This is a genomic window from Xanthomonas axonopodis pv. maculifoliigardeniae, assembly GCF_041519315.1.
Classification (GTDB): Bacteria; Pseudomonadota; Gammaproteobacteria; order Xanthomonadales; family Xanthomonadaceae; genus Xanthomonas; species Xanthomonas euvesicatoria.
In genome coordinates this window covers 3,884,167-3,908,071 of the sequence record NZ_CP167998.1, presented here as the reverse complement: position 1 = coordinate 3,908,071, position 23,905 = coordinate 3,884,167, and the positions used below count along the sequence as shown (strand labels likewise).

The following is a 23,905-nucleotide window of genomic DNA, read 5'->3' as shown; positions in this document are numbered from 1 at the left end:
GCCGCACATGACGGTCACCTGCGAAACGGACGCGCTGGGACGAGCACCGGACATCGGCCGCGAACGCGGTCTGCTGGGTCGTGCGCTGGTGTCTGCAGGCGTCATCACCGATGAACAGCTGCGCTCGGCGCTGGCCTTGCAGCAACGCTGGAATTCGCGCCTTGGCGATGTGATCCTGGCCCAGCGCGGCGTGCCGGCGCAGCGGTTCTACGCCATCGTTGCCGCGCACTTCGGGCTGCAATTCATCGATCTGGTGCAGCAGCCGCCGGATCCTGCACTGCTCACCCCCGGCGACCTGGATAGCTACGCGCAGCGCCTGGTGTTGCCGTGGCGGCGCGAGGACGGTGTGCTGGTGCTGGCGGTAGCCGATCCGGATCCGGCCTTGTTCGCCTGGGCACGTGCCCATTACGGCGAAGACGTGCGCTTTGTCGGTACCGCCAAGTTCGACATCATCTGGAGCCTGCAGCGCTATGCCGACGAGCAGCTCACCGACAACGCGCTGAACCTGCTTGCGGCGCATGCGCCGACGTATTCGGCACGCCAGGTCATCACGCGCGGGCAGAAGTTCGCGTTGTGGGCGTTGGCGGCGGTGATGCTGGCGACGTTGGTGCTGTTCCCGGTGCCGGCCCTGATTGCCGTCAACGTGCTGGTGGCGCTGGGCTTTCTGGCCACCTTCGGGTTGAAGTTGCTGCTGGTGTGGTTCGGCTCGCGCCATCGCATCGACATCAAGGTCACCGAAGACGAGGTGGCCGCGCTGCGCGACGACGACCTGCCGGTCTATACCGTGCTGGTGCCGATGTACAAGGAGCCGGAAGTCCTGCCGATCCTGGCCAACGCGCTGCGCAAGCTGGATTACCCGATCAGCAAGCTGGACGTCAAGCTGGTGCTGGAAGCGGACGACCTGGACACCATCGAAGCGGCCAAGAAACTCGGCCTGGAAGCGTTCTTCGAAATCATCCGGGTGCCGCCGTCGCAGCCCAAGACCAAGCCCAAGGCCTCCAACTACGCACTGCATTTTGCGCGTGGGCAGCTGCTTACCATCTACGACGCCGAAGACAAGCCCGAGCCGGACCAGCTCAAGCGCGTGGTGGCGGCATTCCGCAAGGCCGAAAAGGATGTGGTGTGCATCCAGGCGCGGCTGAACTACTACAACGCCGACGAAAACTGGCTGACGCGGATGTTCACGCTGGAGTACACGCTCTGGTTCGACTTCTACCTGCCGGCGCTGGAATACCTGCGCATTCCGATTCCGTTGGGTGGCACCTCCAATCACTTCCGTCTGGACGTATTGCGCCAGGTGCGCGCGTGGGATCCGTACAACGTCACCGAAGACGCCGATCTGGGCGTGCGGCTGATCCAGAACGGATACCGCGTCAACGTGGTCAATTCCACCACCTTCGAAGAAGCCAACGTCAGCATTCCCAACTGGATCCGGCAGCGGTCGCGCTGGCTCAAGGGCTATATGCAGACCTGGCTGGTGCACATGCGCGACCCGGTGCATCTGTATCGCAGCACCGGCTTCAAGGGATTTTGGGGGTTCCAGTTCTTCATCGGCGGCGGTTTTTTCACCGCATTGGGCGTGCCGGTGCTCTGGGCGTTGTACGCGGCGTGGGCGCTGACCGGCACCACGATGTTCGAGCGCTTCTTCCCGCCGTGGCTGGCGGGGGTCTCGCTGGTCAATCTGCTGCTGGCCAATGCGTTCTTCATCTACATCACGCTGGTTGCAGCGTTCAAGCGCGACTACTTCAAGCTGGCGCCGTACGCACTGACGGTGCCGTTCTACTGGGCGTTGCAGTCGATCGCCGCCTACAAGGGTCTCTGGCAGCTGATCCACAATCCGTTCTATTGGGAGAAGACCACGCATGGCATCAGCAAGCATTCGGAAAACGAGCGCCGCGCCGCACTCGAAGAGTGAGCCGGTTGCGCAGCGTCGCGAGAGCGGGCTGCCGGCGTTTCTCATCGCCGTGGTGGCGCTGTCGCTGCTGAGCCAGCCGCTGCTGGTGCAGTCGGTGGCCACGACGCCCGCGCTTGCGCCGGACATCGGCGTGCCGGCGACCGGGTTGCTGGCGTGGGCGGTCGATCTCACCTTGCATCGCTGGAATCTGCCGTTCCAGGTCTGGCCATGTGTCGCGGTTGCTGCGAACGCGCTGTTCCTGTCGCTGCTGTGGCGCGATCTGGCTGGCGTGTTCGGGCGCGGCTGGGCCAGTGCGCTGACGCTGCTGGTGGGCTGCAACCCGCTGTTCCTGCTGCCGATCGCTGCCGGCGGCAGCCAGGCAGTGGGGTTGCTGGCCTTCTACGGTTTGTGCCGCACCTTGCGCCGCTTGCAGGCGCCAGTGGAAGCCTTCACCTATCTGCGCATTGCGGGCTGGTTGTGCATTTTGCTGTGCCTGGATGTGCAGACGCTGGCGCTGTCGACAATGGTCGCGCCGTGGCTGCTGCTGGTCATGCCGCCGCAGATGCTGCGCAAGGCACCAGGCTCGTTCTATCTGGTGTGCTATCTGCCGTTCGCATTCCTGGTCGGCATGTGGGCCTACGTGAATCTGGTCGTGTTCAATGCGCCGTGGCCGACGCTGTCCAGCATTGCCCAGGCGTCGCATCCGTTGCCGTTGCCACTGGCCGGCCATGCCGACGGCTGGTTGCCGGCGGTCCGCTGGGGTGTGGCGGCCGTGGCGTGCTTCCCGGTGCTTGCGCTGGTGGCGCGTGCGCGCAGCGGTGCGTTGGCGCGTGGCGTGGTGGCCAGTGCCGGCACCGTGATCTGCGCGGCTGCGTTGTCGTTCGCGTTCGGCTGGGCTGGCTTCGATGCCCTGCTGCTGTTGTGGGTGCCGGCGGCGTTGTTGCTGCGTGCGCTGCACGCCGACCAGCGCGGCCAGGCGGCCGGATTGCTAGTGTTGGGCCTGGTGGGTGCGATCTGGGCACAACCGCAGGGTTGGGGTAGCTGGATGCGTGCCGCAGCGCCCGACGAACAGGCCCTGATGCAGGGCGAGGCCGTTGTCATGACGACGCCGGTATCGTTGCCGGTGCGTGCGGCGGCCGCTCCCGCTACGCAGGAGGCTGGGGTGATGCAGCCGGCGATGGCCCAGAGCGCTGCGGTGGCCCCGGCTGCAACGGCATCTGCCGACACTGCCGAGCCGGCCAACCCGGCAGCGGTCACGGCGGTGCCGCAGGACAAGAACAGTGCATCCTTGCGTGCGACGGCGTGCTCCCGGCACGCGGCGCCGCCGAATGCCGAGGTGTCTGCTGCATGTTCAAGCGCGTTCTAAGCGTCGCAACGTTGATCGGCGTGTGTCTGCTGGCAAACGGCTGCAATGCCGCCGCGCCGACCTGGATGGGCGCCAACGTCAAGGTGTCCGCCAACGCCCCGTGGGAAAGTCAGGCTGCAGCGCAGTCGCTGGACGCACTGGCCAAGACGGGGGCCAGCAAGGCGTTGCTGGTCGCGTTCGTGTGGCAGGCCAACCCGCAGTCCAACGACCCGGTGCTGGGCAGCGACAGCAGTGTGGACGCCATGCGCGCTGCGTTGCGGCAAAGCCTGCAGGCTGGATTGCAGCCGACGCTCAAGGTGCATGTCTGGATTCCGGGACACTGGGCCGGCGATGCCGCGCCCACCAACCCGGCGGCGTGGTTTGCGGCCTACCAGCAGGCATTGCTGCCATTGGCCAGGTTGGCCCAGGACGAACACGCCGAAGCGTTGGTGATCGGCACCGAGTTGCGCAAGTTGCAGGACGCGCCGCAATGGCCGGCGTTGGTCGCGGCAGTGCGCAAGGTCTACCACGGAAAACTGCTGTATGTGGCCGACGGTATGGAGCATGCCGAGAGCTTCCGTTACTGGTCGTTGTTCGATGCGGTGGGCACCAGCCTGTATCCGCGCCTGTCCGAAGCTGCCGATGCACGCAGCGCTGAAATGACCGCTGCGGCGCAACGCCTGCAGCAGTTGGGTCAGCGCGTGGGCAAGCCGGTGTGGGTGGCCGAGCTGGGGTTGCGTTCGGCGCGCGGTAGTCTGGCGGCGCCGTGGGAAAGCCCGGAGCAGCGCACGGCTGCCGTCGATACGCGCCTACAGCTGCAGGTGTTGCAGCAGTGGCGCAAGGTACTGCAGGCGCATGGCGTGGAAGGCATTGCGCTGTGGTGCTGGTATACCGACCCCAAGGCCGGCGGCCCGGGCGACAGCGATTTCACCGTGCAAGGCAAGCCGGCGCAGCAGGTGCTGGCGCGCTGAGGGCGACTGGCGAACAGCTGCGTTCGCCGCAGCGGCGGGGTGCGGCCAGTGCCCGGGATCGCCAGAACCCGCTCGCACGCTTGGGCTTCTGGCGCCGGCCACGTCACGCGATGCAGGCTCGCTCTGGTCGCCGGTCGCGCTAGATCGCGCTGCACGTGCATGGCGTGCGCCTGCGCTGTGCGTCAGACGGGCGCAGCTGCACGTGCTGGCGTCACGTTGCATGCCTTCCGACGTGCTCCTTCCGCCAGCGGCTGCGCTGCGCAGAACGGGTTGGAACGCGCTGGCCCAGCTTGGCAATCGCGGCTGTCTACCTGACGACACAGGTGCGCTGCGTTCTCACGCGGCTTGCGCACTGCACGCGCTGTCATCGCCGCCAAGGGCATAATCCGGCGGCATGATCATCCATTCGCTGCTCGACACCGACCTGTACAAATTCACCATGATGCAGGCAGTGCTGCACCAGCACCCGGCAGCGCAGGTGGATTACCGCTTCAAGTGCCGCACCCCCGGCGTGGATCTGGCGCAGTTCGTCGATGAGATCTCGCGCGAGATCGATGCGCTGTGCCGGTTGCGGCTGCGCGAGGACGAAGTGGATTACCTGCGCAGCCTGCGCTTCATCAAGCCGGACTTCGCCGACTTCCTGGCGCTGTTCCATCTGGATCGCAAGTATCTGAGCCTGACCGCATCGGCCACCCATCCGGGCGAGATCGAGCTGACCATCCGCGGCCCCTGGCTGCACACCATCCTGTTCGAGGTGCCGCTGCTGGCGATCATCAACGAGGTGTGGTTTCGCAATACCTCCGAGCCGGATTTCGAAGAGGGCCGCAGCCGCCTGCGCGAGAAGGTGGCGAGCCTGCGCAGCATGCCGGCCGGCTGCAAGATCGCCGACTACGGCACCCGGCGGCGCTACTCGCGGCAATGGCATGGCGAGTTGCTGCCGCTGCTGCGCGATGGCCTGGGCGAACAGTTCGTCGGCACCAGCAACGTGTATTTCGCCAAGCAGTACGGGCTGACCCCGCTGGGCACGATGGCGCACGAGTATCTGCAGGCGTTCCAGGCGTTGGGGCCGCGGCTGCGCGATTCGCAGGTGGCGGCGCTGGAATCGTGGGCGCGCGAATACCGTGGCGATCTGGGTATCGCGTTGTCGGACGTGGTTGGGCTGGATGCGTTCCTGCGCGATTTCGATCTGTATTTCTGCAAGTTGTTCGATGGCATGCGCCATGATTCGGGTGACCCGTTCGAATGGGGCGAGCGCGTCATCGCGCATCTGGAAGCGCACCGCGTCGATCCTCGGACCAAGGTGCTGGTGTTCAGCGACGGGCTCAATATCGACAAGGTGATGCGGCTGTACCAGCACTTCCACACGCGCTGCCGGCTGGCCTTCGGGGTGGGCACCAGCCTGACCAACGATCTGGGGCCGACGCCGCTGCAGATCGTGATCAAAATGGTCCGCTGCAATGGCCAGCCGGTGGCCAAGCTCAGCGACTCGCCCGGCAAGAGCATGTGCGAGGACATCGGGTATCTGCGCTATCTGCGCGACGTGTTCGGACTGCCGCCGATGGCAGAGGGATGATCGCTCGGGGCGATGCCGGCGGGGACTGACGGGCGGGCGTCGCCACCCGCTACAGAAATTCCCTACACGCTGTCGGGGAATGCCCGAAAAAAGTGAGACGCAGCTCTCGATTCGAGGATGGCGGCCGCTAACATGTCATCACGCATGCATCACATCGGGTGCATGCGTCGCATGTGACGGCCCTTTTTTCCTTGCGAAGTCTGTTGAATGAGCGCACTCGACCCGCTGCCGCTATACCGTACGCGCAGTTGCTCCCGGCAATGGCTGGGGTTTGTGCGCGCGATGGCCGAGGAGTTCGGCGCCGAGTTGCCCGAGGACGATCTGGCCCTGTTGATGGCGCGAATCGGCCAGCGCTTCGCACGCGAACAGCGGCTTGCGCCGTGCGCCACGCTGGACGACGCGCAGCTCGCGGCCAATGCGGTCTGGGACCGCTGCGATTGGGGCCAGTGCGTGTTGGAGGAATACACCGACCATGTGCAGATCCGGCACGCGGGGGCGCCGTTGAGCGTCGCGCTGAATGGCGCCGCGTGGAGCGATGGGTTTTTGCAGGGTGTCTACGAGGGGTGGTTTCAGCAACTGGGGATGCTGGCGGGTCTGGCGGTGCAGAGCGTGCCGAGCGACACCGTCGATCTGCGCCGCCTGGTGTTGGCGCGCACGGCATGAGCATGTCTGATCGGGCAAGGAGAGTGTGATGACAGCAAGGAAGGGCAAGGACGCACCCCAACATGACGATGTGTCGGGCCTGTTCGCGCGTTTGGGGACGCCGGCGAGCCAGGGGTACCACGATTTCGCCTATACCCAGCTGTCGCCGCGCACCTGCAGCCTGCCGCAGGCCGGTGCGCCGGCAGCGGTCGAACCGATCACCGTTGCGCCCGATGCCGTGCAGCCGCCGGTGGCGGTTGCCGCGCCGACGCCGAACTTGGGCATGCCGGCCGCCGTACCGGCGCCAGAGCGTTCGCTGCAACCCGTCGTGACGGCAGCAGACCCGGTGCCGGATGCGCTCGCCCCGCTGCGCAAATTGCGTCAGCTCGACGAACCTGCGCCGCGCGGCGTGCAGCCGGCCGATCGGCCGGCGCAGACGCCGTTGGAGCGCTTGTTCCAGCGCCTGTTGCAGGCCGATGCGCGCAGCTGCGCGCAAAGCCCGCTCAAGCGCCTGCGCTCGCGTTGACCTGTTGCCCGTTGTTTCCCGCTGCAGGCGCCGGTGCGCTTGTCGCTTGTTGTGCCGCACGCCGCCATGCCTGAAGGACGATTGATGACCGCTGCCAACCGCCATTGCGCATCACCGCTGCCGACGCTGGCGACCTGGGCGCTGTGGTTGCTGGGTGCGTTGCTGCTGGTGTTCGTGGTGGCCGTGCCGATGGATGTGACGCAGCAGCTGGTGTTTTCCGGCGTGTTGTTCGCGGTGGCGCTGGCGGTGCGCAACCGCGGCGGGCGGGTGGTCATCCTGATGATGATGGGGATGTCGCTGGCGGTGTCGTGCCGCTACATCTGGTGGCGCATGACCCAGACCATGGGCGTGGGCAGCGCGGTGGATTTCATCCTCGGCCTGGGCCTGCTTGGCGCCGAGCTGTATGCCTTCGTGATCCTGGTGCTGGGCTATTTCCAGGTGCTGTGGCCGCTCAACCGCAAGCCGGTGCCGCTGCCGGCCGACCAGCGCCTGTGGCCCAGCGTGGACGTGTTCATCCCGACCTACAACGAGCCGCTGTCGGTGGTGCGCACCACCGTGCTGGCGGCCAGCGTGATCGATTGGCCGGCCGGCAAGATCACCATCCATTTGCTGGACGACGGCCGTCGCGACGAGTTTCGCGCGTTCTGCGCCGAGGTCGGCATCAACTACGTCACCCGCACCAACAACGCGCATGCCAAGGCCGGCAACATCAATGCCGCGTTGAAGAAGTGCAGTGGCGATTATGTGGCCATCTTCGATTGCGACCACATTCCCACCCGCAGTTTTCTGCAGGTGGCGATGGGCTGGTTCCTGCACGACACCAAGCTGGCACTGGTGCAGATGCCGCACTATTTCTTTTCGCCGGACCCGTTCGAACGCAACCTGGACACGCATGGCAAGGTGCCCAACGAAGGCGAGTTGTTCTACGGCCTGCTGCAGGATGGCAACGACCAGTGGAATGCCACGTTCTTCTGTGGCTCGTGTGCGGTGATCAAGCGTACCGCGCTGGAAGAAGTGGGCGGCGTGGCGGTGGAAACGGTCACCGAAGATGCGCACACCGCGCTCAAGCTGCAGCGCCGCGGTTACCGCACCGCCTACCTGGCCGTGCCGCAGGCGGCGGGTCTGGCCACCGAAAGCTTGTCCGGCCACGTGGCGCAGCGCATCCGCTGGGCGCGCGGCATGGCGCAGATCGCGCGCATCGACAACCCCTTGCTGGGGCGCGGGCTCAAACTGTCGCAGCGGCTGTGCTACCTCAACGCGATGCTGCACTTCTTCTATGGTTTGCCCCGCATCATCTATCTGACTGCGCCGCTGGCCTATCTGTTTTTCGGCGCGCACGTGATCCAGGCCTCGGCGTTGATGATCCTGGCCTACGCCTTGCCGCACATCCTGCAGGCCAACCTGACCAACCTGCGCGTGCAGAGCCGCTTCCGCCATTTGCTGTGGAACGAGGTCTATGAAACCACGCTGGCCTGGTACATCTTCCGTCCCACGCTGGTGGCCCTGCTCAATCCCAAACTCGGCAAGTTCAACGTCACGCCCAAGGGTGGGTTGGTGTCGCGCAGCTATTTCGACGCGCAGATCGCCAAGCCGTATCTGTTCCTGTTGTTGCTCAACGTGGTGGGCGTGGTGGCTGGGGTGCTGCGGTTGATCTATGTGGGTGGCAGCGGCGAGCAGCAGACCATCTGGTTCAACCTGGCCTGGACGCTCTACAACATGGTGCTGCTGGGCGCCACGATTGCCACCGCCAGCGAAACGCGCCAGGTGCGCAGCGCACACCGTGTGCCGCTGGATGTGCCGGTCACCCTGTATCTGCCCGACGGCGGTGTGCTGCCGAGTCGCTCGGTGAATTTTTCCACGGGCGGCATGGCGATCACGCTCGCGCAGCCACAGCCGATCGAGCCGGGTCTGCCGGTGCAGATCGGCCTGAGCCACCGTGGCGTGGAGCAGACCTTGCCGGCGGTGGTGCGCCAGGATCGCGATGGACAGGTCAGCATCCAGTTCACGCAGATGTCGATGGAACAGGAGCGCTGGCTGGTGGCGTCGACCTTCGCGCGCGCCGACATCTGGCTGTCGCAGTGGGGCCAGCACGACCGCGATGCGTTCTGGCGCTCGATGGGCCAGGTGTTGGAAGCCAGTGCACGCGGATTCGGGCGACTGGGCGGGCATATCGTGGACAGCGCGCGGCAGGGCTTTCGTCCGAGGCGCCCGGTGGATCTGGAGTCGTGAGTGTGATGCGTGGTGTTTCCCTTTCCTTTACCAAGATGCCGCTGATGCGGATGTTCCCGGCTGTGTTGAGCTGTGCGTTGACCTTGCTGGCAGGCCTGGCGCAGGCGCAGCCCATGCCTGCAACGCCATCTGCGCAGGCAGGCAGCCAGATGCAGGCAGTCACCCCAGCGCAGGTGCCCGTCGCCTTCGCAGCGGCACCGTTGCCAGGCGGCAGCACGCGTGCGGCAACGCTGCGCGAGCTGGGCATCGATTACGAAATCACCTTGCGCGGGGTGCAGGGCAGCGCCGGCGTGCCCTTCAGCGTGCGCAGCGATGAGATCGTCACCGCGGCCACGTTGAATCTCAAATACAGCTACTCGCCCTCGCTGTTGCCCGACCTGTCGCACCTCAAGGTCACCATCAACGGCGTCACCGTGGCCACGCTGCCCACCGACAAGGCCAACGCCGGCAAGTTGCTCTCGGCCGATCTGCCGATCGACCCGCGCCTGGTCACCGATTACAACCAGCTCAACCTGCAGTTGATCGGCCACTACACGCGCGATTGCGAAGATCCCGACCACAGCAGCCTGTGGGCGAATGTGGATGCGGCCACCAGCCTGTCGCTGACCACCACGCCGCTGGCCTTGGCCAACAATCTGGCGTTGCTGCCGGTGCCGTTCTTCGATGTACGCGACACGCGCCGGCTGGAATTGCCGTTTTATTTCCCGCAGCGCCCGGACACGGCCACGTTGCAGGCGGCCGGCACGGTGGCCTCGTGGTTCGGTAGCCTGGCCGGCTACCGTGGCGCGGTGTTCCCGGCCTCCACCGAGGCCTTGCCGGCGTCCGGGAATGCGGTCGTCTTCGCTACGCCCGGCACCTTGCCCGCGCAATTTGCGACCGCCGACAGCGGCGTGGCCGACATCCGCGGCCCCACCGTGGCCGTGCTGGCCAACCCGAACGATCGCAACGGCAAGCTGCTGCTGGTGCTCGGCCGCAACAGCGAAGACCTGCAGCGTGCCGCCACCGCGCTGGCCTTGCGCGCACCGTTGACCGGTGCGGTGGCCCGCATCGGCGACATCAGCGCGCCTGCGCCGCGGCGGCCCTACGACGCGCCCAACTGGGTGTCGAGCGAGAGTCCGGTACGCTTCGGCGATCTGGTCACCCAGCCCAGCCAGCTCAACGTCACCGGCTATCACCCCGACCTGATCCGAGTCGGCCTGCAACTGCCGCCGGACCTGTTCGTGTGGGAACGCGACGGCATCCCGGTTGCGTTGAACTACCGCTACACGCTGCCTGAGCAGGACAACAAATCCGCGCTCAATGTCAGCATCAACGAGTCGTTCGTGACCACGCTGCCGCTGACCGGTCGCCCATTCGCTCAATCCACGCCGATGCGCTGGTGGAACAGCCTGGGGACGCGCGGCAGCATGCCGGTGCATCAGGACCTGACACTGCCGGTGGGTGCGTTTTCGGCCAACAGCCAACTGCGCTTCCATTTCTTCTTCGATCGCCCGCAGGGCGAAGCGTGCAAGAACACCTTCCCGGATGTGTCCGGTGCCATCGATGCCGATTCCACCATCGACCTGAGCGGCTTCCACCACTACATGGCGATGCCGAACCTGGCGGCGTTCGCCAATGCCGGCTACCCGTTCACGCGCCTGGCGGACTTGTCCGAATCCACCATCGTGCTGCCCAACAATCCCGGCGATCAGGACCTGAGCAATGTGCTGACCCTGCTCGGGCATTTCGGGGCTTCCACCGGTTACCCGGCGCTGCATGCGCAGATCATCGGCGCCGGCGCAGTGCAGCAGCATGCAGGCCGCGATCTGTTGCTGCTCGGTAGCGCCGAATCGCAACCGTTGTTCAAGCAGTGGCGCGCGCATCTGCCGATCGGCCAGGACGGGCGGGCGACCCGCTTTGCGCTGACCGACTGGCTGTTCGAACGACTGCCGCGCTTTCTCTCCTTCGATGCGCGCCGCACCGACCTGCCCACCACCGCCGAGATCGCCCTGCAGCCGCAGCCGGACGACGTCCTGCTGATGGGCTTCGAGTCGCCACTGGCAGCCGGCCGCAGCGTGGTCGCCTTCCAGACCGAAGACCCGGCCAACATGAGCCGCCTGTTCGATGCCTGGTTCGACCCGACCCTGCTCAAGGATTTCCAGGGCAGCGTGGTGGTGCTGCAGCAGAACAAAGTCACCAGTCTGGTCGGCAACCAGACCTATTACGTGGGGCATCTGCCGCTGCCGACCTGGCTGCGCTGGTATTTCTCGCACCACCCGGTGTGGCTGGCCCTTACCGTGGTGCTGCTGGCGTTGTTGCTGGCCCTGGCCGCACGCGTGCTGCTGCGTAGGCACACCGCCGAGCGGCTCAACGACGGTGGCGGTGCATGAGCGCGCACGCACATACCGGTGGCATGACGCGCCGTCGCCTGCTGCATGCAGGCGCATTGGCCGGCGTGGCCGCGCTGCTGCCGGCAGCCGCGCTGGCGGCGCCCAGCCAGTGCGGGCCGTGGCCGCTGTGGAGCGCCTTCGTCGACAAGCACATCCAGCCCGATGGGCGGGTGGTGGATTTTCTCAATCCCGATCAACGCTCCACCTCCGAAGGGCAGTCGTATGCGCTGTTCTTCGCATTGGTCAACAACGACCAGGTGCTGTTCGACAAGGTGCTGAGCTGGACCCGCCACAACCTGTGCGGCGGCCGCCCGGATCTCAACCTGCCGGCATGGCTGTGGGGCCGCGATGGCAGCGGCGCCTGGCGCGTGCTGGACGCCAACACCGCCAGCGATGGCGAGTTGTGGATTGCCTATGCGCTGCTGGAAGCCGGACGGTTGTGGAGCCGCCCGGGCTACCTCAAGGCCGGCCAGCAGATGCTGCAGCTGATCCGCACCCAGGAAGTGGCCACGCTGCCCGGGCTGGGCCCGATGCTGCTGCCGGGCCGCACCGGTTTCGTCGACAACGGGCGCTGGACGCTCAATCCCAGCTATCTGCCGATCCAGGTGCTGCGTCGTTGCGCCAATGCCGACCCCAAGGGCCCATGGGCTGCCATTGCCGCCAACAGCGCGCGCCTGCTGCGTGACAGCGCGCCGGTGGGGTTTGCCCCGGATTGGACGGTGTGGGACGGCAAGACCTTCAATGCCGATCCCAAGCGCGGCAATGTCGGCAGTTACGACGCCATCCGCGTGTACCTGTGGGCCGGCATGCTGGACGCTGGCGAGCCGCTGCGCGCGCGATTGCTGAAGGACCTGTCCGGACCGGCCGACCTGCTCGCCGCGCAGCAGACGCCGGCCGAAAAGATCGACACCGCGCGCGGTGTGGGCACCGGCGCCCTGCCGGTGGGATTTTCTGCGGCGTTGCTGCCGTACCTGAGCGCACTGGGCAAGCCCGCGCTGCTCAAGGCGCAGGCGCAGCGGGTGCCCGCCGCCACGCAACCGGCCGCCGCTGCATTGCCGTATTTCGAACGCACGCTGGCCCTGTTCGGACAGGGATGGCTTGAGAACCGCTACCGCTTCGCCGCAGACGGGCGCCTGTTGCCCGCCTGGAGAACCCCTGCATGTGCCGCAACGACCTGAAGCCGTTCTACCTCGCCGGCATGCTCGCGCTGTGCCTGCTCGCCGCACCGGCAGCGCACGCGCAGACCAGCGCCGCCCAGCAGCTGGTGGAGCAGGGCAATTACTGGCACGACCAGGGTCGCGACGATCTGGCCGCCGATACCTGGAAGAAGCTGCTCGGCATCGACCCGGACCAACCCGACGCATTGCTCGGCCTGGCCCAGATCGATCTGGCGCAGGGGCGCCAGTCCGAAGCGCGCAAGCGGCTGCAGCAACTCGAAGGCGCGCATCCGCAATCGCCGCAGGCGCAGCGCCTGCGCGTGGCGATCGGCGCGCGCGGTAGCAGCAACGCGGGCGAAGATTCCAATCTGCGCAATGCACGTCGTGCCGCCTCTGCCGGGCGCTATGTGGAAGCGGCGCGCAGTTACGAAGCCGCCTTCGCCGGCAAGTCGCCGCCGCCGAACCTGGCGCTGGAGTACTACCAATCGCTGGCCGGCACCCCCACCGGTTGGGAGCGCGCCCGCGACGGCCTGCGACGCTTGCAATCCAGCGACCCGGGCAATCCGTCCGTGCAGCTGGCGCTGGCGCAGGTCCTCAGTTACCGCGAACCCACCCGCCGCGACGGCATTGCGCAATTGCGCACGCTTGCCCAGCGCGCGGACGTGGGTGGGCCGGCACGCAGCAGCTGGCGCCAGGCGCTGCTGTGGCTCAACGCCGGCATGGCCGATGCGCCGCTGTACCAAGCGTTTCTTGCCGGTACCCCGAACGATGCCGAAGTGGCCGCCAAACTCGGCCAGCTGCGCGCGCAACGCACTGCCGCGGCCACGCCGGCCGATCCCAACGGCGTGCTGCTGGGCGAAGGCTTTCGCGCGTTGAGCGCCAACAATCTGAGCGCCGCCGAACAACGCTTTACCCAGGTCTTGCGTGCACGTGCGCGCGACCCCGAAGCGCTCGGCGGCCTGGGCTCGGTACGTCTGCGTCAGCAGCGTTTTGCCGAGGCCCAGGAACTGCTGCGACCGGCCGCGGCCAGCAACGGCAAATGGAAAAGCGCGCTGGAGAGCGCCCGTTACTGGCAGCAGCTGCAGCAGGCCGAAGCGGCGCGCGCGCGCGGCGATCTGGCGCAGGCGCGCCAGCTGGTAGAGCAGGCGGTGCAGCTGCTGCCCAACGAGCCGGCCGGACACGTGGCGCTGGGTGACGTGCAGGCCGCCGGCGACCCGGTTGCTGCCGAAGCCAGCTATCGCAAAGCCTTGTCGCGCGAGGCCGACAATGCCGGCGCGTTGCAGGGCCTGGTCGGGCTGTACAGCCGCCAGGGCCGTCTGCAGGAAGCCAGCGCCTTGTTCGACCGGCTGCCAGCGGCCGAGCGCGCCAAGTCCGGTGGCCAAGCCTTGCTGCGCTCCAACGTGCAGCGCGCCCGTGCGCGTCAGTTTCTGGATGGCGGCGATGCGGTCAGCGCGCAAACCGAACTGGAAGCGGCCATGGTCGAACGCCCCGGCGATGCCTGGATCCGTCTCGACCTGGCGCGCCTGTACCAACAGGCTGGCCGCCCGGATCAGGCGCGCAGCGTGATGGACGGCCTGCTCGCGGTCCATGGCGACCAACCCGAGGCGCTGCACGCCAATGCGCTGCTGGCGCAGGAAAGCGGCGACTGGCAGGGCGCCTACGACAGTCTGGACCGCATTCCAGCTGCGGCACGCACGCCGGCGATGGCCCAGCTGCGCGCCACCGCCTGGATCGAATTGCAGGCGCGTCAGGCGCGGCAGCTGGTTGCGCAGGGCCGGGTGGGCGAGGCGCAGCAGTTGCTGGCGCGTACCGAAACGGCGCTGGGCAATCAGCTCGACGATCCGCAACTGCTGGCCGCCCTGGCCGGCGCGCATGCCGACGCCGGCAACACCCAGCGCGCGCTGGTGCTGGCCCAGCGGCTGGTCACCGGCGCCAACCCGCGCACCGAAGACCGCCTGCAATACGCCAGCGTGCTGCTGCGCGCGCATCAGGACGCCGAGCTCTCGGCGGTGTTGCGTCAGCTGCAGGCCACCACCCTGACCCCGGAGCAGCTGCGCCGCTACCAAGGCCTGCGCAGCGCCTACACGCTGCGGCAGGTGGATGCATTGCGTGAGCTCGGCAATCTGGAAGGCGCCTACGACGCGTTGTCGCCAATACTGGCCCAGCAGCCGGACAACCGCGATGCGCAGGCCGCGCTCGCGCGGTTGTACGCGGCCGCCGGCGAGCACCGCCAGGCGCTGGCGATCTACCAGCAGCTCCTGCAACGTCAGCCCAGCGATCTGGACACGCTCACCGCAGCGGCCAACAGCGCCGCCGCGCAATCGGACCTGCGCAATGCAGAGAGCTATCTGCAACGCGCGTTGGCGCAGGCACCGGAGTCGCCGGAGGTGCTCGCGGCCGCCGGCCGCGTGTATCGCAGTGCCGGCAAGAACCGCAAGGCCGAGCAGTATTTCCGTGCAGCGCTGGCCGCGCAGCAACGTCAGGCCGGGCAGCTCGACAATGGCCTGGCGTCTGCACGTGGCCTGGCCGCCGTCGCCGCATCCGGTCGCCCGCTCAACCCATTCTCCGGCATGACCGGCGCCATGCCGCGTGCGCCGGCGGTGCTGTCCGAACGCATGGACGCCGGCAGCGCCTACACCGATGTCGCAACCGCGCCTGTCGCATCCATCGCGCCGCTCGCCATGCAGCCCAGCGTCGTACCTGTCGCGCCTGCCGCACCCGTCAATGCTGCCGCCGACATCAGGAGCGACGCGTTGCCGCAACCGGTGCGCGCCAGCACCGTGCCTTCCACGTTGCCTGCGCCCGGCAGCCGCTTGCGCGCTTCCTCGCATGGCACGCTGCCGCCTGTGTCGGGCAGCGATCTGCAGCCGCGCAGCAACCTCGCGCAAGCACTGCCTGCGCGCAGCAGCGGCAACAGCGTGCTCGACGAACTGCGCGCCGTGCAGGCGGAAAACAGCGGCGGCCTTGCCGGCGGCGCGCTGTATCGCGCACGCGACGGCGAAGACGGCCTGGGCCGTCTGGACGACATCGAAATGCCGGTGCAGGCCGAATTCGCAGTCGGCGAGGGCAAGCTCGGTGTCACGCTGACACCAACCGTGGTGGATGCCGGCACGCTCGGCACCGACTACGCCACCGCCAGCCGCTTCGGCACCGGACCGCAAAGCGCCATCGGCGATGCGCTGGCCGCAAACCGTGGCCCGATCGACACGCTGGTCGATTCGCCGGTGTATCAGCTGCTCGCCACCGAAGGCGATACCGCCGCCACGCGCGAACGCCTGCGCCGCTACAGCTTGAATACCGGCCTGTTCAATGCACTGCTGGTGGAGCACAACAACAGCAATGCCGCTGCGCTGACGGCGCTGGCCAACGAGCCGCTGCCGGCCTACCTGCTCAGCATCAACGCCTCCACCACGCCGATTGCGCAGCTGGCTCGCGACATCCTGGGCAATGCCGCGCTCAGCGAACAGCTGGGTGCAGGCGATGCGGCCGCATTGCGCGCGTTGGCCGGCAGCACGGCCGCCGCGCAGCAGACGCCGACCGGCCTGGTCGACACGCTCAATGCCATGGCCGCCAGCGGCAACGGCAGCCGCCGGCTCAGCCAGGACGACACCGGCGTGGGCGTCGGCGTGCGGTATCGCAATGGCGGTTTCAGTGCCGACGTGGGCAGCACGCCGATCGGGTTCCAGGAGCACAACCTCATCGGTGGCGTGGGCTATCGCGGCGAGCTCGGTGACACCGTCAGCTGGTCGGCCGAGGCCTCGCGGCGTGCAGTCACCGATAGCGTGCTGTCGTTTGCCGGTGCGCAGGACGCGCGCAGCGGGCGCGAATGGGGCGGTGTGACCAGCACCGGTCTTTCGCTGTCGGCCACTGCCGACAACGGCCTGCTCGGCGGCTACGCCAACCTTGCCGCGCACCGCCTGCAGGGCAACCACGTGGCCGACAACGACCATCGCCAGGTCGACCTGGGCTTCTACGTGCATGCCTTGGAGACCGAGCATCAATCGCTCACCGCCGGCGTCAATCTGACCACCATGCAGTACGACAAGAATCTCAGCGGCTTCACTTACGGGCACGGTGGCTACTTCAGCCCGCAGGACTATGTGGACCTGGGGTTCCCGGTGCACTGGAGCGGGCGCACGGCCGGGCAGACGGTGAACTGGAAGGTCGACGCCAGCGTCGGTGTGCAGCATTTCAGCACCGAGGCCTCGCCGTATTTCCCTACCGACCCGACCTTGCAACAGGCCGCCTACGACGCCGCGTCGCTGGCCGAGCTGCTCGGTCTGGTCAATCGCTACACCGACCCGGTGTATGCGGGCGAAAGCCGCACCGGCGTGTCCTACAACCTCAGTGGCGCGGCCGAATGGCAGGTGGCCCCGCAGCTGTTTCTGGGCGGGCGGCTGACCTTCAACAATGCACGCGACTACAACCAGTTCAGCAGCAACCTCTACTTGCGTTTCGTGATGGATCGCCTGGGCGCTGCGCTGGGGCGTGCGCCGCAGGTGCTGACCTCGCCGTATGCGGCGGAGCATTGAGGTGACGGCAAACCTGGTGCCTCGCTCCGAAGGCGCGCAGCAGGGGCTGCAGCGGATGCGCGCAGGCGACGGGATGCCGCGCGTGCATGGGTCCGCATGCTCGCCTGCGACGTGGTGTGCATCGCCGCCACGCTGCAGGGACCGCCTGGCCTGCGCGCCACCACGCGGCAGCAGATAAACGAACGGCGCCTTCCGGCGCCGTTCGCATTGCATCCCATCACGCGTTCGGCGCTTACGGACGCACCTTGGTGGCGCAGACGAAGACCGCTGCCTGTTGTACGCGGCTGATCACGCCCTGGCTCTGCAGCTCGCGCGCGTGTTCGTCCATGCAGGTCAGGTAACCCAGGCGGTTGCCGGCGTTCTGCGTCTTGCACAGGCTGCTTTCGGCAGACACGTTCGCACCCGGAATCAGGCCGCCGGTTTCCACCGTCGGGACCAGGGTGTTGCAGGTGCCCAACTTGGCCGGCCCGGTGTTCAAGGTCCAACCGATGTCGGCAAACAGCGCCGGGGTCAGGTCGATGTTCACGTGCGCCTGCACTTCCGGCGTGTCGAAAGGTTCCATCAAGGCATTGGGCTGCAGATCGGTATCGAAGTGCGAGAACGTCGAACCACCGGCCACCACGCTGGGCGAGTACAGCCGCGTGCGGCCTGCGCTGTCGGTGCCCTGCAGCAGTTGCGGATCTTCGTACAGCGACGCAACCACCGCAGTGCTGCCCTTCAGGCGCGCGCCGTCGGCCTGCGAGACCATGATGGCGGGGATGGTGATGTCGGTGATCGGCGGTGCTGCGTTGCCCATCGTCTGTACACCGGCCGCGTTGTTGGCGACGATCACGCCCACCGCGCCGTTGAGCTGCGCATTCTTCACCTTGATCGCGAAGGCGCAGGTGCCGCGGTCGATCAGCGCCACCTTGCCGGCCACATCGGCCGCATTGACGAACGGGGTTTCGCAGCCATCGCTGGCCGATGCGGCCGCCACGCCGTCATTGACCGTTACCACCGAACGCGCCGGGAAATTGGCCGCGGTGGCCAGCGGACCGAAGCTGGCAAAGCCCACTTCGAACTTGCCCGCAGCGCTGGCCGGTGCGGTGACGCGCAGCAGCGTGCGTGGATCCAGGATCAGCGCCGCCTCGCGGTTCACGCGCGTCCCGGCCCAAACCGTACGGCCGGGCGTGCGCATCGCTTCGGCACGCAGGGCGTTGGTCATGGTCGGGTCGTCGAAGCGCTTGTTCTGGACGTTGTCGTAGGCCTGCGAGGTGTAGACGTCGGTCAGGCCGCTGCCCGAGCCCAGCACGCCGGTGGTCTTGTTGAGAAAGCCCGCCGCGCCCAGACCGTGGCCGATCTCATGCATCACCACGTTGAGGAAGTTGATCTGGCCTTCGGGCGTCTTGCCGTCCAGGCCCAGATACCAGCCCGAACCGGCCAGGCAATCGTCCTTGCCCAGGTCGCCGTTGAACTGCGAAAACACGTCGGCCGGATCGGCCGGATCCGGCACCAGGTCCTGCCCGGCGATCGCATCGCCCAGCGCGGACGGATACAGCGTATCGGCCTTGGCGCCGGGGAAGTTGTTGACGATCCAGTTCGGGCCGGCCTGGCCCAGCGTGCCGCCGGTGGCGGTACAGGTCAGCCGTGCGAACGAGGCATACACCTTGATCTCGACATTGCTCTGCAGCACCGCGCCCCACAGGTCCATGGCGTACTGGTAGGCGATGCGGCGTTGCTCGCCGATCGTGCGGCCCGGGTTGCCGCCCAGTGGTGCGGCAGCGGTCGGGTCGTTCAAACCGACCACGGTGCCGGCATCGCCATTGATCAGCGTGACATTGGCTGCCCGGGCGTGCAGCGGTGCCAATGCGGCCGCCACGGCCAGGGACAACAGCAACAAGGGCTTATTCATGCGGCAGCGCTCCGTGCTCGGCGTGGGTGGGTTGGGTGGTGTCGGCGTCGTCGCTGTGTTCGATGACGATGCGTCCATCGGCCTGGCGGGTTGCCGTCAGCGAACTCATTTGGGTGGCCGGCAACTTGCGCGCCACGGTGCCATTGGGCAGGCGCCGCTCGGTCGCGCGCGCGGCCGCTTCGGTCTGCGGAACCGAGCTGCGTGCGGCGCTGCCGCGTGCTGCGGAGGCCGCTGCAGCCGCCTGCTGATCCAGTGCCGCGCTCTCGGCGTCGGTCAGCGGGCGCAATTTGCCGGTGGCAGGGTCGATACCGACCTTGGAACTGCTGGTAGCTGCTTCCTGCGCTGCAGCGATCGCCGGTAGGCATGCGACACACAACACACCGGACAGCATCCATCCGGGCTTGCGAAAGCTCATCATCGTTGGGGTTTCCTTGGGTCCAACAGGGGAAAAAACGCCGTGCTGACACCGGCGCTCGGGAGAATCCTTCCATTTCAGTCTGTTCATGACTGAATCATGAATCCGTGATTCGTGTCAATCTTTTGACACATTCGCCGTCGAATGCGAAGCGGCAACCTGAAAAAGTTATCGGCAGGGTTGCAGTCTGGGAGTTCACCCCAGGCATCGTCGCCAAGGCGCCTGCGCACGTCGTGGCCAGCGCTCGGCACGCCCGGGCGCCACTCGTACACTGGCCGGTCTGGGCGTCGTTCGGTCATCCGTTGCCGGCGCCGCCAGCCACCAGCCACCAGCCAACCCAGCGCCAGGCCACCATGCACGCCGTCATCTACCACAATCCCGGTTGCGGAACCTCCCGCAATACCCTTGCCCTGATCCGCCACACCGGCATCGAACCGCAGATTGTCGATTACCTGCAGCATCCGCCAAGCCGCCAGACGCTGCAGGCGCTCATCGCCGCTGCCGGCATCACGGTCCGCCAGGCCATCCGCGAAAAAGGCACGCCCTATCTGGAACTGGGACTGGACGATCCCACCCTGGACGATGCGGCGTTGTTGAGCGCAATGCTCGCCCATCCGATCCTGATTAACCGCCCATTCGTCCAGACCACGCGCGGCACACGCCTGTGCCGCCCCTCCGAATTGGTGCTCGACCTGTTGCCGCCAGCCACGCACGGCTTCATCAAGGAAGACGGCGAACGCGTGCTGGACGAGGCCGGTCAACGCATTGGCCGCTGACATGTTTGAGCCGGTTCAACCGGCGCCAAGCCGGTGTTGCGCCATCACGCTGGCCGCAGCGCTGGCGATAGATGCAGTGCGCCTATTCACGGCGCGATGAACAAGCCGGCTGCACGCCCACTTGCGCATGCACGACACCTGCTGAGCGCGGCACAGCAGGCCGGCTGCACGCACCGTGCGCTGGCGCGAGCGTTGCCCGGTGCCGGCATCCACAACCCGCGGCAGCGACCGCTCGTACACTGCAGCGCCTGCGGACCGTTGCACCGCCCGGCGCTTGTTCGCTACCGGGCGGCAGCCGCCCTAGAATCCACGCCACGATCGTCAGGAGCACCCGCATGATTCGCGAAATTATCCGCATGGGCGACAAGCGCCTGCTACGCGTGGCGCCACCGGTCAGCAACCTGGGCAGCGCCGAGTTGCACACGCTGGTGGCCGATATGTTCGAAACCATGGACGCTGCGCGTGGCGTCGGTCTGGCAGCACCGCAGATCGCGGTGGATCTGCAATTGATGGTGTTCGGTTTCGACGCCAGCGAGCGCTATCCGGAAGCGCCCGCAGTGCCGCGCACGGCCCTGGCCAACGCGCAGATCGAACCGCTGTCGGAAGAAATGGAAAACGGCTGGGAAGGCTGCCTGTCGATTCCCGGCCTGCGCGCAGTCATTCCACGCTATCGCTTCATTCGCTACCGCGGCTTCGCACCCGACGGCACTCCGATCGAGCGCGATGCCGAAGGTTTCCACGCACGCGTGGTGCAACACGAATACGACCATCTGGTCGGTCGCCTGTATCCCTCGCGCATCGAAAATTTCGACACATTCGGTTTCGAAGACGTGCTGTCTTACGACCTGTAGCAGGTCCTTCGTTGTGTCCGATGCGGCGTGGCTGCCGCCATGGACGGCAGCCACGTCCTGGACTGCGCCGCATTCAAGGCAATCATCAGCACGCTGCCTGGCGCGGTGCCTCGTCATTGCGGCACCGTTGGCGGCATGAATGTAGCAATCGACTCGCGTGATGGATGACGGCGTGTCTGGCGAGCGCATCGCACCCCCGCCCATGCCTCAGACCGAAAACGCGTGTGGCTCTGCAGCAAATCCGACCGCCAAGGCGCCCTTGCCGACGTTGACCATGCCGGTCAGGCTCATCACGCTTTCCAGCAGTTCCACGCCGTGGGTTTGGCAGGCGCCCTGCAGTGCGGCATAGCCGGGCAGGGCATGCAGCTCGGCCAGCTCGCCGCCGTAGCCCACGCACACCGTTGGCGTCATCAGGCCGTCGCGAATCTTGCGCACGGTGAAGCCGAACAGCTTTTCGGCCGAAGGTTCGAAACCCTTGAGCTTGGCCACTGGCTCGGTAACGCCGCGGTAGGCGCGCAGCACCGGTTTGATGTCCAGCGCGCTGCCGAGCGCGGCGCCGATCAGGCCGACGCTGCGATCGCCCTTGGTGCGTGCACGTGCGCGCAGGTAATAGAGATCGCGTGGAATCATGTAGCCATAGGTGTGCTCGGCCAGCTGTTCCAGGCGGGTACGGATGGCCGCCACGCTCTGGCCCTGGTCGCGCAGGCGGACTGCTTCCACGGCGGTGATGCCCTGGCCGGCGAACAGGTTGAGCGTGTCGATCACCCGTAGCGCGAACGGCGAGGTGTGGCCTGCGGCCTGCCGGATCGGCTTGTAGTCGTTGAGGATCGCGAAGCTGGCCTGCATCGCATTGTCGAAGATCTGGCTGCGGAGTTTGGAAATGGTCAGGCAGAACACATGGTCGTAGTCAATGACCAGTTGTTGCAGGAACAGATCGCGGATCTGGTTGACCGAAAACGGCGTGGTTTCCGCTTCGTGCCCGCGCTCGGCCACATGCGCCTGCAAAAAGCTCAGCGTGGCTTCCTCGTCGCGATGATCGGCCAGCACGGCCTCGCCGATACGCACGCTGATCGGCAATACGATGATGTTGTGACGTTGGATGAAGTCCTGCGGCAGATCGCACGCACTGTCCACCACGATTCCGATACGCATCGTCGCCCCCTCCGGCTGTTGCGTTGTCTGTAGTGCGAACGCTATCGCAAAACGGCTCCGCCGCGTAGGCCTGAGGTGGAGCGTGTTGCGGGCGCCGATCGCGCGGATGGCGACCGGACTGATGCAGGCCGGTGGCAGCGACGCCGCACTGCATTGAAAGGCATTGCACGCGCAAGCGACGCCGCCGGCACGTGCGGACACGGGCGATGCGTATGTGGCTGTGCACCATTTACCGCCCCACGCGCGGGCGTCTTTGGCGCGAAACCCGCCGCTACGCCCGTGTCCGGTGACCTAAGTGCTAGCCAGCGCACGCTCCAAGTGCAAGGTGGCGCCCGCTATCGCGCTTGGCCGGGTGGCGCCGCCGGAATCGTTATAGCTCCCCGCGTGGCGCCGCTGCTACGGTCCGACCCGACTGCCGCACGGCAGGTCCCGACGACGCTGCACCAGCGCCGCCGCGCTGAATCATACGGAGAGTCACCATGCACAACTGCCCATCCAGCTCCCTTGTCCAGACGTGCGCCCAGGCGCCGACCACGCGGCGGCGCGCCTCGCGCTGGTGGACCGCGGCGCTCGCTTTCGGTCTGGTCGCACTCGCCCCGGCGGCGCTCGCCGGCCCGTACAAGATCTTTGGCAACCACTATGCGTGGGTGAACAATTTCAACGATCCCAACAACATCATCCAGGGCACGTTCGGCACCGGCAGTACGCCGGAGCTGACGGTCACCTTCAACTTCGCCGACTACAACCTCTACGGCTATCCAGCGATCGTGCGCGGCTGGCATTACAACTGGAATCCGACCACCGACACGCTGTTCCCCAAGCAGATCTCCTCGATCAGCTCGCTGCCATTCAAATTCAATTACAGCGCAGGCGGCACCAATCTGGCCGGTGATTTCGCTTACGACATCTTCTTTCGCTGGGACACCGCCAAGGGCAATCCGCAGCTGGAAGTGATGATCTGGGGCGACCACAATTCCTGGCCGGTCGGCACCGTGACCGCGACCAAGGTCATCACCGCGGGCGGGCGCACTTTCGATCTGTGGGAAGGCTTCAATTCCGGCGCCGGCTATTACGTCTACACCTTCATCCCGACCGGGACCGCCGGCCAGCCGACGCTGAAGACCAGCGGCAGCCTCAACGTGGATGCCAAGCCGTTCCTGACCTGGCTGCAGAACAACCGCGCCAAGGATGGCCGCTACAGCAACAGCATGTACCTGCATGCGGCCGAAGCGGGCTTTGAAGTGGTACGCGGCAATGGATGGGCCAAGGTCAGCGCGACCTTGGATGCGAAGTAAGCGCAGCCCGGCTGTATCGTGCGTGTCGGCGGTATCGGTCGGCACGCACGCGGGTTTTTTCAACGTTGGACAAGTCGCCGCCTGTGCATTGTTCGAGCGGCTGGCGGCGCAGCGCTGCGCATGTGACAGCCACGTGCGGTGTGTGGCGCCTGTCGCCTCGATATCGGATTTCGGATGAGCTCACGTGAGCGATGTGCATGGATCACTGCGCCTGCGCCGCGCGTGGCCGCGGATGCGCTGGCGCGCACATCTGGAGCGGCGAACAACGCGCCGCTACGCGGGCAGTG

The 23,905-nt window shown here is 66.7% G+C and carries 16 protein-coding genes; 13 read left to right on the top strand and 3 right to left on the bottom strand.

The genetic code is table 11. The features are described 5' to 3' along the window. Positions 1 to 7: 7 nt before the first annotated feature. From ACDH77_RS16600 to ACDH77_RS16555, 10 genes are all read left to right on the top strand, one after another. The gene (locus ACDH77_RS16600) at positions 8 to 1,915 is read left to right on the top strand and encodes a glycosyltransferase family 2 protein (protein WP_372353558.1); all 1,908 of its coding nucleotides are present in this window, start codon (positions 8 to 10) and stop codon (positions 1,913 to 1,915) included. A gap of 49 nt (positions 1,916 to 1,964) precedes the next feature. Continuing rightward, a complete protein-coding gene (locus ACDH77_RS16595) occupies positions 1,965 to 3,260 on the top strand; it encodes a hypothetical protein (RefSeq protein ID WP_218488685.1) in 1,296 nt (431 codons plus the stop codon). Then, positions 3,242 to 4,210: a glycoside hydrolase family 113 gene (locus ACDH77_RS16590; protein ID WP_011348569.1), complete on the top strand. Its 969-nt coding sequence runs from the start codon at positions 3,242 to 3,244 to the stop codon at positions 4,208 to 4,210. The genes ACDH77_RS16595 and ACDH77_RS16590 overlap by 19 nt, the downstream gene beginning before the upstream one ends. Before the next feature lie 394 nt (positions 4,211 to 4,604). Beyond that, complete coding sequence (pncB, locus tag ACDH77_RS16585; RefSeq protein WP_008573756.1) at positions 4,605 to 5,783, top strand: nicotinate phosphoribosyltransferase; 1,179 nt, start codon at positions 4,605 to 4,607, stop codon at positions 5,781 to 5,783. A 207-nt stretch (positions 5,784 to 5,990) separates the two neighbouring features. After that, on the top strand, positions 5,991 to 6,446 hold the full coding sequence (bcsD, locus tag ACDH77_RS16580) for a cellulose biosynthesis protein BcsD (RefSeq protein ID WP_008573758.1): 456 nt from the start codon (positions 5,991 to 5,993) through the stop codon (positions 6,444 to 6,446). Positions 6,447 to 6,474: 28 nt separating this feature from the next. Then, the gene (locus ACDH77_RS16575) at positions 6,475 to 6,951 is read left to right on the top strand and encodes a hypothetical protein (protein ID WP_029820254.1); all 477 of its coding nucleotides are present in this window, start codon (positions 6,475 to 6,477) and stop codon (positions 6,949 to 6,951) included. An 84-nt stretch (positions 6,952 to 7,035) separates the two neighbouring features. After that, the gene (gene bcsA, locus ACDH77_RS16570; protein ID WP_055026843.1) at positions 7,036 to 9,180 is read left to right on the top strand and encodes a UDP-forming cellulose synthase catalytic subunit; all 2,145 of its coding nucleotides are present in this window, start codon (positions 7,036 to 7,038) and stop codon (positions 9,178 to 9,180) included. A gap of 44 nt (positions 9,181 to 9,224) precedes the next feature. Next, on the top strand, positions 9,225 to 11,549 hold the full coding sequence (gene bcsB, locus ACDH77_RS16565) for a cellulose biosynthesis cyclic di-GMP-binding regulatory protein BcsB (RefSeq protein ID WP_029820252.1): 2,325 nt from the start codon (positions 9,225 to 9,227) through the stop codon (positions 11,547 to 11,549). Further along, positions 11,546 to 12,727 carry a cellulose synthase complex periplasmic endoglucanase BcsZ gene (gene bcsZ / locus ACDH77_RS16560; protein WP_029820251.1) on the top strand — a complete coding sequence of 394 codons (1,182 nt, stop codon included), beginning with the start codon at positions 11,546 to 11,548 and terminating at the stop codon, positions 12,725 to 12,727. Before bcsB ends, bcsZ begins: the two co-directional genes overlap by 4 nt. Next, complete coding sequence (locus ACDH77_RS16555) at positions 12,709 to 17,238, top strand: cellulose biosynthesis protein BcsC (protein ID WP_109290713.1); 4,530 nt, start codon at positions 12,709 to 12,711, stop codon at positions 17,236 to 17,238. Before bcsZ ends, ACDH77_RS16555 begins: the two co-directional genes overlap by 19 nt. 232 nt (positions 17,239 to 17,470) lie before the next feature. Here the strand turns inward: ACDH77_RS16555 and ACDH77_RS16550 are convergent, their stop codons facing one another. Both ACDH77_RS16550 and ACDH77_RS16545 read right to left on the bottom strand, forming a co-directional pair. Beyond that, entirely contained in the window at positions 17,471 to 19,129 is a 1,659-nt protein-coding gene (locus ACDH77_RS16550) for a PA domain-containing protein (RefSeq protein ID WP_109290714.1), read from the bottom strand. Then, positions 19,122 to 19,547, bottom strand: coding sequence for a post-PEP-CTERM-1 domain-containing protein (locus ACDH77_RS16545; protein ID WP_109290715.1), 426 nt, complete (start codon positions 19,545 to 19,547; stop codon positions 19,122 to 19,124). Before ACDH77_RS16545 ends, ACDH77_RS16550 begins: the two co-directional genes overlap by 8 nt. Positions 19,548 to 19,897: 350 nt before the next feature. Between ACDH77_RS16545 and arsC the strand changes: the two genes are divergently transcribed. Both arsC and def read left to right on the top strand, forming a co-directional pair. After that, complete coding sequence (gene arsC, locus ACDH77_RS16540) at positions 19,898 to 20,320, top strand: arsenate reductase (glutaredoxin) (RefSeq protein WP_008573772.1); 423 nt, start codon at positions 19,898 to 19,900, stop codon at positions 20,318 to 20,320. Between the two features lie 335 nt (positions 20,321 to 20,655). After that, entirely contained in the window at positions 20,656 to 21,171 is a 516-nt protein-coding gene (gene def, locus ACDH77_RS16535) for a peptide deformylase (RefSeq protein WP_008573775.1), read from the top strand. 207 nt (positions 21,172 to 21,378) lie between these two features. Here def and ACDH77_RS16530 read toward each other — a convergent pair whose 3' ends face one another. Beyond that, positions 21,379 to 22,323, bottom strand: a complete 945-nt coding sequence (locus ACDH77_RS16530; protein WP_109290716.1) for a DegV family protein — start codon at positions 22,321 to 22,323, stop codon at positions 21,379 to 21,381. Between the two features lie 479 nt (positions 22,324 to 22,802). On the opposite strand from ACDH77_RS16530, the gene ACDH77_RS16525 reads away from it, so the two are divergent. Beyond that, positions 22,803 to 23,618: a GH12 family glycosyl hydrolase domain-containing protein gene (locus tag ACDH77_RS16525; protein ID WP_005920703.1), complete on the top strand. Its 816-nt coding sequence runs from the start codon at positions 22,803 to 22,805 to the stop codon at positions 23,616 to 23,618. Positions 23,619 to 23,905 lie beyond the last annotated feature (287 nt).

What these genes read in the sequence shown, in the direction of transcription:
- ACDH77_RS16600 (WP_372353558.1), top strand. Translation starts at nt 8, where the DNA reads ATGACGGTCACCTGCGAAACGGACGCGCTGGGACGAGCACCGGACATC.
- ACDH77_RS16590 (WP_011348569.1), top strand. Translation starts at nt 3,242, where the DNA reads ATGTTCAAGCGCGTTCTAAGCGTCGCAACGTTGATCGGCGTGTGTCTG.
- pncB (WP_008573756.1), top strand. Translation starts at nt 4,605, where the DNA reads ATGATCATCCATTCGCTGCTCGACACCGACCTGTACAAATTCACCATG.
- bcsD (WP_008573758.1), top strand. Translation starts at nt 5,991, where the DNA reads ATGAGCGCACTCGACCCGCTGCCGCTATACCGTACGCGCAGTTGCTCC.
- ACDH77_RS16575 (WP_029820254.1), top strand. Translation starts at nt 6,475, where the DNA reads ATGACAGCAAGGAAGGGCAAGGACGCACCCCAACATGACGATGTGTCG.
- bcsA (WP_055026843.1), top strand. Translation starts at nt 7,036, where the DNA reads ATGACCGCTGCCAACCGCCATTGCGCATCACCGCTGCCGACGCTGGCG.
- bcsB (WP_029820252.1), top strand. Translation starts at nt 9,225, where the DNA reads ATGCGGATGTTCCCGGCTGTGTTGAGCTGTGCGTTGACCTTGCTGGCA.
- bcsZ (WP_029820251.1), top strand. Translation starts at nt 11,546, where the DNA reads ATGAGCGCGCACGCACATACCGGTGGCATGACGCGCCGTCGCCTGCTG.
- ACDH77_RS16555 (WP_109290713.1), top strand. Translation starts at nt 12,709, where the DNA reads ATGTGCCGCAACGACCTGAAGCCGTTCTACCTCGCCGGCATGCTCGCG.
- ACDH77_RS16550 (WP_109290714.1), bottom strand. Translation starts at nt 19,129, where the DNA reads ATGAATAAGCCCTTGTTGCTGTTGTCCCTGGCCGTGGCGGCCGCATTG.
- ACDH77_RS16545 (WP_109290715.1), bottom strand. Translation starts at nt 19,547, where the DNA reads ATGATGAGCTTTCGCAAGCCCGGATGGATGCTGTCCGGTGTGTTGTGT.
- arsC (WP_008573772.1), top strand. Translation starts at nt 19,898, where the DNA reads ATGCACGCCGTCATCTACCACAATCCCGGTTGCGGAACCTCCCGCAAT.
- def (WP_008573775.1), top strand. Translation starts at nt 20,656, where the DNA reads ATGATTCGCGAAATTATCCGCATGGGCGACAAGCGCCTGCTACGCGTG.
- ACDH77_RS16530 (WP_109290716.1), bottom strand. Translation starts at nt 22,323, where the DNA reads ATGCGTATCGGAATCGTGGTGGACAGTGCGTGCGATCTGCCGCAGGAC.
- ACDH77_RS16525 (WP_005920703.1), top strand. Translation starts at nt 22,803, where the DNA reads ATGCACAACTGCCCATCCAGCTCCCTTGTCCAGACGTGCGCCCAGGCG.